The sequence below is a fragment of the Fodinibius salsisoli genome, from assembly GCF_026229185.1.
In the GTDB taxonomy this organism is placed as follows: Bacteria; Bacteroidota; Rhodothermia; order Balneolales; family Balneolaceae; genus Fodinibius; species Fodinibius salsisoli.
Genome location: NZ_JAGGJA010000025.1, coordinates 18,675 through 31,990, shown reverse-complemented (window position 1 = coordinate 31,990; position 13,316 = coordinate 18,675). Strand labels below are relative to the sequence as shown.

At 45.0% G+C, this 13,316-nt stretch carries 8 protein-coding genes; all 8 read right to left on the bottom strand.

Annotation, left to right across the window (positions count from 1 at the left end):
* Positions 1–279: 279 nt before the first annotated feature.
* The 8 genes from J6I44_RS20090 to J6I44_RS20055 all read right to left on the bottom strand — a co-directional run bounded on the left by J6I44_RS20090 (position 280) and on the right by J6I44_RS20055 (position 13,299).
* Complete coding sequence (locus J6I44_RS20090; RefSeq protein ID WP_265768064.1) at positions 280–3,312, bottom strand: efflux RND transporter permease subunit; 3,033 nt, start codon at positions 3,310–3,312, stop codon at positions 280–282.
* Complete coding sequence (locus J6I44_RS20085) at positions 3,312–6,611, bottom strand: efflux RND transporter permease subunit (RefSeq protein ID WP_265768063.1); 3,300 nt, start codon at positions 6,609–6,611, stop codon at positions 3,312–3,314. Before J6I44_RS20085 ends, J6I44_RS20090 begins: the two co-directional genes overlap by 1 nt.
* Positions 6,612–6,639: 28 nt before the next feature.
* Positions 6,640–7,695, bottom strand: coding sequence for an efflux RND transporter periplasmic adaptor subunit (locus J6I44_RS20080; RefSeq protein ID WP_265768062.1), 1,056 nt, complete (start codon positions 7,693–7,695; stop codon positions 6,640–6,642).
* 207 nt (positions 7,696–7,902) lie between these two features.
* Positions 7,903–8,634 (bottom strand): sugar transferase, encoded by a 732-nt coding sequence (locus tag J6I44_RS20075; RefSeq protein WP_265768061.1) that lies wholly within the window; start codon positions 8,632–8,634, stop codon positions 7,903–7,905.
* A 273-nt stretch (positions 8,635–8,907) separates the two neighbouring features.
* On the bottom strand, positions 8,908–10,212 hold the full coding sequence (locus J6I44_RS20070; RefSeq protein WP_265768060.1) for a hypothetical protein: 1,305 nt from the start codon (positions 10,210–10,212) through the stop codon (positions 8,908–8,910).
* Complete coding sequence (locus J6I44_RS20065; RefSeq protein ID WP_265768059.1) at positions 10,209–11,381, bottom strand: glycosyltransferase; 1,173 nt, start codon at positions 11,379–11,381, stop codon at positions 10,209–10,211. The genes J6I44_RS20070 and J6I44_RS20065 overlap by 4 nt, the downstream gene beginning before the upstream one ends.
* A 46-nt stretch (positions 11,382–11,427) precedes the next feature.
* Positions 11,428–12,324, bottom strand: coding sequence for a glycosyltransferase family 2 protein (locus tag J6I44_RS20060; RefSeq protein ID WP_265768058.1), 897 nt, complete (start codon positions 12,322–12,324; stop codon positions 11,428–11,430).
* Positions 12,325–12,333: 9 nt separating this feature from the next.
* Positions 12,334–13,299: a sulfotransferase domain-containing protein gene (locus tag J6I44_RS20055; protein ID WP_265768057.1), complete on the bottom strand. Its 966-nt coding sequence runs from the start codon at positions 13,297–13,299 to the stop codon at positions 12,334–12,336.
* Between the last annotated feature and the right edge of the window lie 17 nt (positions 13,300–13,316).

The following is a 13,316-nucleotide window of genomic DNA, read 5'->3' as shown; positions in this document are numbered from 1 at the left end:
GCCAGCGCTTGCATTCAACGCTGGACTACCGCACACCGGCGGAAATGCAAGAGTATTTAACCCAACAACAAGAACGGGCAGCATGATCTGGCTTAACGTACTGTCCATTTTTTTGTAGCAATTCCAACCCTTTCAGGGTTAATATTGTCTAACCTTGAAGAGTTTTGATAACTTGAAGCCAAATTGCTGTAATATTATATACGGCCAAGTAAGAGGTATCTAATAAGATATCCCCGGCACTTCGAAAGTGCCGGGGATATTTACTAAGCGATGATCTTTTTATCTACTTCTGCCCGCTTGCCAAACTCTATTTCCCCAGCGCTTGACGTCATCCAGGATGAGATAAATAGCCGGGAGTATAAAAAGAGTAACGACAGTAGAGAAGGTAAGGCCCCCGACAATAGCACGAGCCATGGGAAAGTAGGGCGGCCCGTCACCGCCAATCTGGGTGGTTCCAAAACAGAGGGGCAGGAGGCCCAGCACGGTAGTAGCAGCGGTCATCAAAATGGGGCGCATACGATCTTCGCCGCCTTTGACAATCGCTTCGAATCGAGACATACCACTCATTCTAAGCTGATGAATATGGTCGATGAGTACGATACCATTGTTAACTACAATCCCCATCAGTATAAGGATGCCGATCATGGCCATGAACGAAAAAGTAGTTCCGGTGACCAGGAAAAACCAGAAGACGCCCACAACACCGAAGAGGATAGAGGTAATAATGCTTGATGGAAATAGCACCGATTCAAACAACGAAGCCATCACAAGATAAATCAAAAAGCATGCGAGCAGCATGTTAACGAGCATTTCATCCATGGCTTCCTGGTCTTCTTCAAAGCTTCGGCCCTGGCTCCATCCGTAGCCGGTGGGGTAATTAATTTGATCCAGGATGGGAAAAATACGTTCCTGGGCTTCGCTCATGGTAATATCTTCAAGGTTAACGGTAATTCCGAGCGAAGTTTGCCGGTTTTCTCGCTGAATACTCCGTGGACTCGCACTAACCTCGTAGTTGGCTACAGAAGCAAGCTTTACGGACTGTTGATTACCGATGTTGATGGGCAGCTTCATGAGGTCATCAATGGTTTCACGATCGGTCTCCTGCAAGGCCAGTACCACATCGGTTTCACCTTGCTCCCCGCGTACTCTGCGCAGGTTAATGCCACGCATGGAATTGGACACCATATCAGCCACTTGCTGGGTTGAAATACCCATATTACGTGCGCGTCCTCGATCGACCTTTACTTGCACTTCATCTGTTCCGGTTTCAGCTTCCGAACGGACATCAGCCAAACCGGGGATGTCATCCAGCCGCCGCACAACCTCATCGGCAAGCTCAACCAGCAGGTCGGAAGATTCTCCGATGACAAAGAAACGCAGTTGTTCTCCGCCTGTGCGGTCTCGATATTCAAAAGAAAGTTCTCCAATAGGAATTTTCGGCAAGTTCTCTACAATCTCTTTCTTGATGGTTGTGACATCCTTTTCAGCGCTGTCATCATCAGTCAGCAGTATGGTGGACATAGCATGTCCCGGCTCGAAGTAGGAATAGACGGCGTCTATTTCGAAATCCTCTTCATTGTCATAAAGGTACTTTTCAACTCTCGTGACCGATTGCTCCACCCGATCTAAGATATAGTTGTCATTTAAATTATAGTGCAGGTAAAGTTCGCGTGATTCAGACGAAGGAAACATGTCAATATTTGTCATGTTCATAGGAATCATAACACTCACGAGGGTCCCCAGGATGAGGAAGCTCGAGGTATATCTGCGATTGAGCAGCCATTGTAATGCTTTGGAATACCAGTTTTCCAGTTTGTCGATGATGTCCTGTTTATCAGACTTCTCCGGAGGTTTAATCCTGGAAGTCAACAGGGGGATGACAGTCAATGATATAAAGAGGGAGGCACACAGAGCCAGGATGATTGTGATGGCCACATGGTAGAGCTGAATGGCAATCATAGAGTCATCACTGATAATGTTTGGCAAGAAAACAATGATGGTTGTTAAAGTTCCTGCCGTTACGGCCATGGCTACTTGCTTAACTCCCCGCTTGGTCGCCTCAAATTTATTATCGACAAGGTGCTGGGTGCGATGGATATTTTCAGTAACGACCACTGCGTTGTCAACCAGCATACCTACGGCTAACATAAGCCCCATCATGGACAAGATATTGAGCGATAGATCCATAAAATAGAGCAGCCCGAGTGTTACAATCAGTGAAAAGGGCACAGCCATGGCTACAATAAAGGTTGTACTTATCCGCCTCAAAAAGAGGTAGAGAATGAGGATAGAAAAGACAGCGCCCAGAAGTCCTGCTTTAAAAAGCTCCCAGAGCGAGCTGATAATACCCGCTGCCTGGTTATTCATCTCATAAATGTTGATGCCCCGCATTTCGGGCAACTGGTTTATTACTTCAATTTCGGTGAGTACACGGTCAGCTACGGCTACCGTATTGGCACCCGATTCCTTGAATACGTCAAGGCCTATGGCATATTTTTGATCGAGATGTCGACCGTAGTCACGCTCTGGACTTCCATAGCCTATAGTAGCAATATCTTTTAACTGGAGATGACTCGGACCTATAACGAGTTGAGCAAAATCACCGGGCGTGGTCAATTCTCCCGTCGGGCGCACCAAATACCGCTTGCCCGCCTCTTCCACTTTACCAGCTGTAACCGAGAAGTTGCTTTGACGAAGCTGCTGGGCCAGTTGATTTAAATCGATGTTATGAGCTTCCAGCCGCTCGGGAATAAGTTCAATCCGAATTTGTCGCTGCTCAACACCATACAAATCTACCTTGGCAACGCCTGTAATACGCTCAATCCGTTGTTTCAGGTTTCTGTTCAGCAGTTCATAGGCATTCGAAAGATCTCGCTCGCTGGAGATACGCAGGTTCATCATCGGGTTATCTTGGGCCGAAAATTTATTGATGAAAAAGCGTTCCATGTCATCGGGAAGCTGATTACGAACACCATCAATTTTCTCTTTGAGCTCCATCGCCTTCATACTGATATCGGTACCCATCTTAAACTGCACAAAAATACCGGCCTGATTTTCACTGGATGTGGAGCTTATGCGCTCAAGACCACTGATTGTAGCAATAGCTTCCTCAATAGGGCGGGTAATGTTTTCTTCTACTTCTTCAGGTGTAGAGTTTTGGTAGGGCACCGAAATATAAGCCCCGGGAAAAGAAATGTCCGGGAAATACTCCAGGGGCACCATCCGACTGGCAATTATTCCAATCACTACAAAGCTAATAAATACCATGATTGTAGTGACCGGCCGGCGTAAGGAGAGATCTGTGATATTCATTATACTTGACCCTCCGTTGAATTTAACCGGGCAGTCTTTTTATATACCTTGCGATCCATGATAGCATACATGGTAGGAATTACAACGAGCGTCAGCAGGGTAGATACCACCAGTCCGGCGATAACAGTAATAGCCATTGGAGCCCGGAGTTCAGCCCCGTCTCCAAATCCAAGAGCCAGGGGAAGTAAGCCAAGGGTTGTAGTGAGCGTCGTCATTAGGATAGGCCGCAGGCGCGATTTTCCGCCTTCCAGTATGGCTTTTATTTTTGATGTTCCCCGTGCACGTATCTGGTTAATCAAATCGATGAGGACGATTGCATTATTTACCACAATTCCGGCCAATAAAATGAGTCCAATAAATACGACAACACTGATGGTAGAGCCGGTAATCCAGAGTCCTAAAATGGCTCCAACAAGCGCGAGGGGAATAGTAAACAGGATAATAAACGGATGTAAAAGCGACTCAAACTGTGATGCCATTACCAAGTATACCAGGAATACCGCAAGAGAGAGGGCAAATATCAGGGACTGGAAGGAATCAGCCATCTCTTCATTTTGTCCACTTACACGAGCCTGCAGCTGGGTGGGGATAGTCGTTTCAGCAATAATGGAACGAATTTCTTCAGCGGCGGTTGCCAAGTCTCCGTAATTAAGGTTGGCCGAAATAATGGCCACCCTTTGTTGGGCAACACGGCGGATTTCGCTGGGACCCGTAGCCACCCGGATATTAGCAATACTCGCAAGTGGGATCGGTGAATGACTGTTTGGATTTACCGTCAGATTTTGGATGTCCGAAACGGACGATCGATCCTCTTTTTGGGCACGAACCAGTACATCAATTTTTTGGTCTCGCCAAGAGTAGCGGGTAGCTACATCGCCCCGAACTTTACTGACGATTAAGTTGGCTACTTCGTGTACCTGAAGGCCCAGGGCTGCTGCCTTGGGACGGTCGAAGGTAATCTGTATTTCCGGATTTCCCTGTTCCATGGTCGACTTTACGTCAGTATAGCGATCGTTGCTGGCTATTTTATCACGAATGCGGCCACTTACCTTTTTTAGGTCATCCAAATTATACCCTGATATTTCCACTTCAATAGGCGTTTTGAAAGTGAACAGGGCGGGGCGCGAAAATTTGTACTCCAGTCCCGGAATACGCTGTAAATCAGTACGGAGTTCATCCATGGTACTTTCTTCAAGCGACCGACCGGATCCGCTGCTCAAAGTGACATTTAATTCACCCCAGTTTTCGCCTCCTTGATTGGGATTAGCGTCCATCTGGTTGCCCGTACCGGCTACAGCGAAGGTTGCATTGATGGGAGCAATATCTGTTGCCACCTGTTGCACTCGCTGCAAGGCACGATCAGTCTGTTCGATTGGTGTACCAGGGGGGAGTTGAAATTCTACATTAAATTCTCCCTGTGATAACGATGGAATCAGTTCCATCCCTAATTGGGGCACCAGCATCAAGGAGCCTAACAGTGACAGGAAAGCAAAGCCAATGACCACAAAGCGGTGGCGGAGTGACCAACGTAAAAGGGCAGGATAACGATCTTCAATGGAAGAAAATCCACGGTCAAAGCCATTGAGGACCGGGCTGAAGATAAACATAAACCCTTTAGTGAGCGCTTTTATACCTTTGCTGGATATGCTGACAATAAAAGCAGGTACCGTCTCAAACAGAAAAAGCCGGGCTTGGCGCATCCAGCGACCTGCTTTGGTCCTCGGTTCGCGCAGTTCGGGTTTCTCAACTTCAGCTTTTTCACGACCGGCCAGCGAGGAAAGCATGGGAATTAAGGTGACAGCTACGATCAAAGAAGCTAACAAGGAGAAGGTAACGGTCAGGGCCTGGTCTCGAAATAACTGACCGGCAATTCCATGGACAAATACAAGTGGAAAAAATACGGCAATTGTAGTGAGGGTAGAGGCAATGACGGCGGTACCCACTTCTCCCGCTCCATCTTTTGCTGCTTGCAAGGCGCCTTTGCCCATCTCCCGATGGCGAGAAATATTTTCAAGCACTACAATAGAGTTATCTACCAAAAGACCTATACCCAGCGCAATACCGCCCAGCGACATGATATTCAAGGTAATATCATTACCATACATCAGATTGAAAGTGGCAATGACCGAAACGGGAATAGAAAGTGAAATGATAACGGTTGCCCAGAAATTTCGAAGGAAGAGGTATAAAATGATGATCGCTAAAATACCTCCGATGATTCCGGCATCCACTACTTCGCTAACGGCGGATGAAATAAAGGTAGACTGGTCATAGACTTTACTTATGGCCATGCCTTCAGGCAATCGTTGTGAGACCGATTCCATACCCGATTTCACATTATTAGCCACATTCACGGTATTGGCATCGCCTTCTTTATAAATGGCAATTTCTACTGCTTCCTGTCCATTGAGGCGAGTGATGGCTTCTCTTTCTTTGTAGCCCTGTGTAATACTGGCAAGATCTTTTAAATAAATGGGCGATCCCTCTTGGGTATCCACAACAACATTACGAATATCGCTTACCGTTTGGAACTGGTTGAGGGTGCGAACCAAATATTGCTGAGTTCCTTCTTCCAGCCGTCCCCCGGAGAGATTAACGTTCTCGGCTCCCAGAACCTGTGTTATTTGACTCATGGGGATGTTAAGATGGGCCAGCCGATCCTGGTTGATGGCAACCTCAATCTCTTCCTCCAGTCCACCACTGATTTTAATAGAAGCTACGCCCTGGGCTGACTGCAGGTCTTTTTTGATCTGTTCATCCGCAAAGCGACGCAGTTTTTTGAGTTTGTTAATCTGAGCTTCAGGCGTTTGCGGTTTCTCTTGATAATTCGCAAAATCTATATCAGCATTATCACCTGCATCCGGATCTTCAATAAAAAAGGCATACCGCATGATGGGATCCAGGGTAGGGTCGAATCGCAATATGACCGGCCGATCAACTTCTAAAGGTAATTGAAGCGCATCAAGCTTTTCACGAACATCGATACTGGCAAAATCCATGTCAGTTCCCCAGGCAAACTCGAGGGTTACGTCGGATTGCTCCGATCGGGAAATGGAGCGAACCTGCTGCACATTTTTTACCACCCCAAGTGCTTCTTCAACTGGTTTCGATACCAGGTTTTCGACTTCAGCGGGAGCGGCGCCCTCGAATTCGGTACGAACCGTGAGGGTAGGATAACTAAGTTCGGGTAACAGGTTAATATTTAAACGGCTCAGAGATACAAAACCGAACAGGATGATGCCAAGAGTGAACATGGCAACAGTCACTTTACGGCGGATGGAAAAGTTGATCAATTTCATGGTTATAATTCCTCTTAGAAGCTATGGATTAAAAGGAGACCGCTTCTACCAGCGAACTATCCTGGAGGCTGCTCTGCCCAATGGTGACAACAGTATCTGCGGGGCTTATACCTTCGAGTACTTCAATATTTTCTCCATTCTCGTAGCCGGTACGGATCGTTTTGCGATAGGCTAAACTGCTATTAATTATGAATACACTGCTGGTACCATCTTCATTCATAACAGCATTTTTAGGGACCATCAGGGCATTCTCCCTGGTGTCATAGACAATTTGAACCCGACCAAACATACCCGGCTTCAGACGGCGCGATTCGTCTTGGATTGAAACGGTAACTTCAAAGGTACCGGTTTCAGGATCCACGGTGGGGCTGATGCGCAGGACGGTGCCCTCAAAGGTTTGGCTGGTAATAGCATCAACCTGGATGAGAGCCGGCTGACCTTTTTTTAGTTTATCCATTTCATGCTCGGGTACATTCAATACAGCCAGCAGAGGATTGAAATCAGTAATTTGGTAGACCTCCTGATCTGAGTTAATCATATTTCCCACCTTAATCATCCGATCGGATATAACCCCACTGATAGGAGCACGAATCTGTGAGTGTTTAATCTGCAGGTCGGCCAATTCGTAAGCAGATTTTTGAGCCTGGTACTCATACTTGGCATTTTCAAATTCCTGGGCGCTAATCAGCTTTTTTTGAAAAAGCTCTTCTTTTCTATTGAGTTCATTTTTGAGGCGGTCCATTGTTGCTTTGGCTCGTTCTGCCTCCAGCTGAAGCTGTTCATCCTCAAGTTGAGCCAATATTTTGCCAGCCTGAACGTAGTCGCCCTCTTCTACATAAATATTTTTCACAATCCCCCTTACTTTTGCTACAACAGTAGCCTCTTCATCAGCTTCAAGGGTGGCTGTGCTGGAATAATAGGCCGAAATTTTTCCAGAATTTGCAACAGCTATTTCCACGGGTACAGCCGTGGTAGAATCTTCATCCGATACATTTTTGGATTGTGTTTCTGAGCTGCAGGAAGAAGTGAAAATGGCAAGTATCCCAACCGATCCTAATATGATCCAGTGCTTTAACAGTTCCATGTATGAGTCCCCACAAATAATTTTTACCGATTTAAACAATTTGTTCAGTAATACGAGGGGGTTAAAAAAAAGTTACAAATCGATTATGGGATAAAGGCACTTTTAGCCTGTAAAAGGCTTCTGTTAATTGAGGAGGGAATAAAAAATCCCTCTCTAATTATCTTAGAGAGGGATCAGCGTTGGAAAATAAGAAGTTATGAGCGACAATTAGTGCGCATGCGTTTTGAAGGTAAGCATGCTTTTAATGGTCATAATGATAAGTTTTATATCCATATATAATGACCGTTTCTTGATATATTTGAGATCGCATTTCAGTCGTTCTTTCATTTGATAAATATCAACAGTGCCACCCCGAAGTCCGTAGGCCTGTGCTAAACCGGTCAGGCCGGGCTTTACCGAAAATCGTTGATAAAAATCGGGGAAGGTTGTATTCCAGTGCGAATTTTCCCGGATAGGATAGGGGCGAGGGCCGACAAGGCTCATATCCCCCTTTAGTACATTGATAAATTGGGGAATCTCATCCAAATTGGTTTTCCGGAGGAAACTGGCAAAAGGAAAAATACGACTGTCGTTCTTGTCGGTGACATCCAGTTCGCTAACGGACTTTTCTTCCTGTTCGGTGTGCATGGTTCTAAATTTATAGCAATCAAAAATTTCACCATCAAAGCCTGTTCGTTCTTGCTTAAAAATAACAGGTCCATTAGATGAAAGTTTGATACCAAGGGCAATAAAGGGATAGAGAATGGCAAGGATTAGCGTTCCAATAGATCCAAAAAATAGATCAAAAGCTCGTTTCCATATTAACCTTTCATTATAAATTTGGGCGTAGTCAATCGAGATTGAATTAATCTCTAAGTTGGTTGGCTTCCGAGAAGATGGAAGCGAAACCTTCTTCAAAGTTTTACTCTTTGAACCAATCTTTCTGGCAGTAGAGCTCATAAGACAGATCGTTTAATATTAGTCGTGTTAGGTAAATTAACAGGCTACGGATACCGTAACCTCTTTGTAGTAAGTAGTTGCAATTTGCATACCACCACGCCAAATTTTTAAAATAAACTTTGATAATAAGCAATAAGGCTTATTGGAGTACTTAGGATAGGTTTCGTACTTATGAGTGAGGGAAGAGAGTGGATAGCCGAACTGTACTAAATTGTACACACTGTACAAAATATAACACAGCGAAAAAGGAGAATGCCCGGAGGTTAAGTTTGGTCAGTCAATAATTTGCCGGTCTAATTGGTAAATTTCTTTTGGATAGCGACCATTATTCTTATTCGAATAATGATAGGCTATGCCTAAAAACAGCCAAGTCGGCAGGTAAGTATACTCAGTGACCGCAATCATCATGGTAACAAAAATAATAGCAAGAGCACTTTTTAAGGCGAATTCTTTAGCGGTGTTACCTAATATTAATATGGGATATAAAAATAATATGATAAAAATGGATAGCCCGACTATTCCATTGTTAACCAAAATTGTTGAGAAAAAGTCGGTTGAACGGATATAGCCAAATCCAAGCCCAAATATTTTGACTGGAAAGGGAGCTTCCCACCAAAAGGTCAGTGAGTCCATCAGGTTTGAAATACGAACATTACCGGATATGGAAGCTGTGGATAATTTTCTTAGAACCATTTTATTAAAAATGGAAAATACGGTCTCAAACTTGATTATCGTTATGGTCATTCCTAAACCTGCGGCTCCGACCAGGTATTTCCAGTCAATTTTGCCCGTAAATATTAAGATGACTAAATATATAACGATGCCCAGGATGGCTGTCGTAGAGGTGGTAAATATTAGAGCCAGGGTTAAAAGGCCGGCGATAAGTACTCTTTTTTTATGAATCGCAAAGACCCAGTAGGGAAGTACCGTAAAAGCAAACATAGATGCTTCCCCGGTAAGGCTCTTCATCCGCAGAAGAGACAAACCTGCAATGTTCATTACATGGGTGGAGCTTCCAAAATATCGTTCGTTGAAAACGCGGTTCGATATAAAATCTCCGGAGGTTCCTGTAAGCCAAAAATAGATGGTTTCATAAAACCCATAGGCTACCAAGATCAGAATTCCTGCAAATAGATAAACGTCCCAGGTAGAGGAATACCACTGGTAGACAAACAAAAAAGTTAAGAGGCAGGCACAGAGGTAAAGACTTTGGGTAAAGAGGGTAGGTCGCAGTACGAACTTTTTTGTAAAAGCAAGGGGATCTACCAGCGGTAAGGTAGATAAATCCATATCACCGATAACCGAGAGTATAAACTGGCTGGTAATGTTGAGCGTGAAATATCCGGTGCCAATAAGTAATACGACCCAAAGATACTGTTTGATTTCTTTAACGGTAGCGGCATATAGCAGTAAGGGAATCGATAAAAAAGCCATCATATAAGCCGGAGTCGTTCCCTGTATGGAAGGGACAATGAGCACCGAGGTAATCGGCAGGACCAGCGCCCAGCATTTGAAGAAGATATCGATGAGCCGGCGACCTTCTACAGCTCGTTGATATGTTACCGCAATATCTTTCATAAGGTTTTAGATTTTGGCGCCATACTGAGGCTCAGCAACTGCTCAGTAATAGATTGCCAGGAATGCTTTTTTGAGCTGCGCTTTGCGATACTGCTTAATTGGTCTTTTTGAGCAAGACTCTCTTGAATTTGGCGGTGGAAATGGGTTGAATCTTCCGCAAAAGCGATGAATTTCTCCTTCCGTTTTTTGAGCTCCCGTAATGGAGTACTTACAACAGGCAGCCCGCTGATACCGTATTCATAAATTTTCATTGGGGAACGGGCGTGGTTCGCTTCCGTCATTTTGAGGGGCAAGATCCCGATATCTGCATGCTGCATATAAGCGGGCACCTGTTCGTAAGGTTTCGGTCCCAGGGCGGTGATATTTGGAATATTGTCTGGAATACGCTCTTTGCTTTTAGGTCCAACAATCACATACTGCAGCTCGGGACTTTGTTGGGCTGCTTGGGTTAAAAGTTCCAAATGGAACCGTTCATCCAGACTACCGACGTATAAGACGATAGGTTTTGTGATGGAGGTATATTCTTTGGGCTGATTGTGTTTGGCGGCAAAGTGATTGGCATCAACACCATTACGTAAGATGGAGGCATCAACACCATAGCGTTTCTTAAAAACTTGCTGCAGCGGCTCGGAGGTGACCAACACATGATTCGAAAAGTTGCAGATTTTCTGCTCTAAGATTTGGATGGATTTTTTGCCAGCGCCCTTCGACATATTGCTGTAGTCATCCGTTGCCCTGTAAACCCAGCTTTGGGCATTAATGAGGTTGCGCATAAAAAAAAGCCCCACTTTATCCTGTATTACTAAATCTACGCTATCGAAGCCAATGTTTTTGAGCTTCTTCTTGATTTGGTTAAACGTAAACTGTTGTCTGAGGGGAATCTCCGGACGGTCAAAAATCCCTTTATTATAAGGGGTAAGCACAAAAGGAGTAAGATTGGTGATACCATGGGAATCTTTTTCCGGCTGCAGTGTTTGCAGGCGGCTTTTAATTACATCCCGATAATCTTTATCTCCCAACTTTGGAAAATTTAGAAAATGGAAGGGGGACAGCGGAGAGGGAATATACAATACCTCGTGGCCTAAGCGCGCGCATTCGTTAGACAGATGATAGCTGCCTACCTTGAATAAATAATTCCTTGGAGTATGGCTAAGAAAGACAATTTTCATGGTGGATAACTAACGATATCTTGATCCTCTATTCGTAAACAGTAACTTATGATTTTGTACGATAATAATGAATTAGTCCTTTTGCCCAGCCAGAGGCCAAAACGATCTGTTGCAGGTAATGAATCAACCAAAGCCTTCCAAAACTTTTATTCATGGTGGGTTTCCCGCGGCGGCGTATTTTGTCTCTCAACACCTTTGTACCCGGTGGCACCAGTTGATAAAAAATAAGTGCAACAAGTTTTAAGGGATGCATATCATTTTCAATCCAGACTTTGGGCTGGCCGGTTCCTACACGGAAGATTTTCTTGAGCAAGGGCCTGAGCCGGCGAGCCGGGTAGTGGACTTCAGCCCGGGCATCATAGACCAGGTTAAAACCACTGTTGGATGCTTTCTTGGTCCAGTACAAATCCATACCCGAGCGTTGTTTCTCGGGGAAAGATCCTATCTTATCCAAGACCTTTCGCTTGAAAAAAAGATTACCTCCGGCACACGACTGTCCGCGTTGAATCAAATCTTCCATATCCACAAAAAGTAGTGAGTCGTACCATTCGCCCACTGTTTCCTCTTCCGAATAAGTAAAGGAAACTTGTCCGCCAACCAAATCAACGGTTGGATCTTGCAGCCGGTTGATGCCGCTTCGGAGCCATTGGGTGGTTGGGGTACAGTTCACATCCAGAAGTACCATAAGATCGCCCTGGGCATGCAAAAGTCCTTTGTTGCGAGCAGCATATGGATTCTGAAGATCTGTTCGTTGCAGCAGGGTCACATCACCGGAATACGATGCTATTTTTTCCCGGGTTTGGTCCGTTGACCCATTATCAACGATAATAATTTCATAGCAATCACGGGGATAATCCTGGTGAGCAACGGCATCGAGAAAAGAGATGATTTTTTCCTCAGCATTAAATACCGGCGTTATGATCGAAACCAGTGGTTCTTCCATAAGCTACGATTAGGATATAGATTCATCAGATATTAGTGGATATTCTAATGTAGCTGCGACAGGAGCGATAATAGCGTTCACCTGCTCCACTTGCTGATCCGTCCAGTTAGAGGGCTTGGAAAACTGTCCTCTTTTCTGGGCATTATGTTTTTTACCCATAACTCTGTTGATGTCGGAAACAGGAGGATGAAAATCCGATGACCCAATGAAATTGAACAGAGGATCTGTCAGCGAGGGATCTGCTTCAAAAAAATCTTCGGACGAGAAACTCATCTTTTGCTCTTGGGGAAGTGTTGCCATAAAATTGAGGCAGTACTCATTAACCCTCTTCCAGTTCCAGGCTGTTTTTTGGATGGCCGTATAAGTTTTCCATTGCTCATGATCAGGCTCTGATTGAATAGGATGGATGCGGGCATAATCGCGCATGTGTCCCTGGTAATAGCTGCGGCGCATACCCGATCGAATAAAATCATAAGGGTTGCGATACACATGGATGAATTTACTGCTCGGATAAAGATCCAACAGCAGATCAGCAATATAAGCTAACCGGTTGTTGGTCTCCACAAAAATAAATCCATCCCGGTAACTGCGAAACACCAGCTCGTCACGCAGGTATTTTAGCATCTGCTTGGCATCCGACCGGTCGATCTGGTTCATAAAATAATCGTACGAAAACTGGAATAGTTCCGGAGCTGGTTCATGAAAGGCATCAATCAAAGGTGATAGTTTGAAAAGCTCAGTCATGGTGTTGGTGCCGGTGCGCCCCGTTGAGAGCACCCATACCGGCTGAATGGATTGCCAGCGATCATCGGTTTGCCGGTTGGTAATTTGCGGAGCTTCGGCAATAGGGCTGGGATGCTCATCAACAGAGCGTAATAACGCCCTGTTTGCTTGCTCAAACCTTCGTAGGGTGCTGCGAAGGTGCCGATATAAGAAATTCCGGATCCGTCGCAGCGACTGTTGCTTAAATGACATATTACTGATTAGATGAA

Excerpts from the sequence above, each read along its gene's own strand:
- J6I44_RS20070 (WP_265768060.1), bottom strand. The coding sequence starts at position 10,212 with ATGAAAGATATTGCGGTAACATATCAACGAGCTGTAGAAGGTCGCCGG.
- J6I44_RS20060 (WP_265768058.1), bottom strand. The coding sequence starts at position 12,324 with ATGGAAGAACCACTGGTTTCGATCATAACGCCGGTATTTAATGCTGAG.
- J6I44_RS20075 (WP_265768061.1), bottom strand. The coding sequence starts at position 8,634 with ATGAGCTCTACTGCCAGAAAGATTGGTTCAAAGAGTAAAACTTTGAAG.
- J6I44_RS20090 (WP_265768064.1), bottom strand. The coding sequence starts at position 3,312 with ATGAATATCACAGATCTCTCCTTACGCCGGCCGGTCACTACAATCATG.
- J6I44_RS20080 (WP_265768062.1), bottom strand. The coding sequence starts at position 7,695 with ATGGAACTGTTAAAGCACTGGATCATATTAGGATCGGTTGGGATACTT.
- J6I44_RS20085 (WP_265768063.1), bottom strand. The coding sequence starts at position 6,611 with ATGAAATTGATCAACTTTTCCATCCGCCGTAAAGTGACTGTTGCCATG.
- J6I44_RS20065 (WP_265768059.1), bottom strand. The coding sequence starts at position 11,381 with ATGAAAATTGTCTTTCTTAGCCATACTCCAAGGAATTATTTATTCAAG.
- J6I44_RS20055 (WP_265768057.1), bottom strand. The coding sequence starts at position 13,299 with ATGTCATTTAAGCAACAGTCGCTGCGACGGATCCGGAATTTCTTATAT.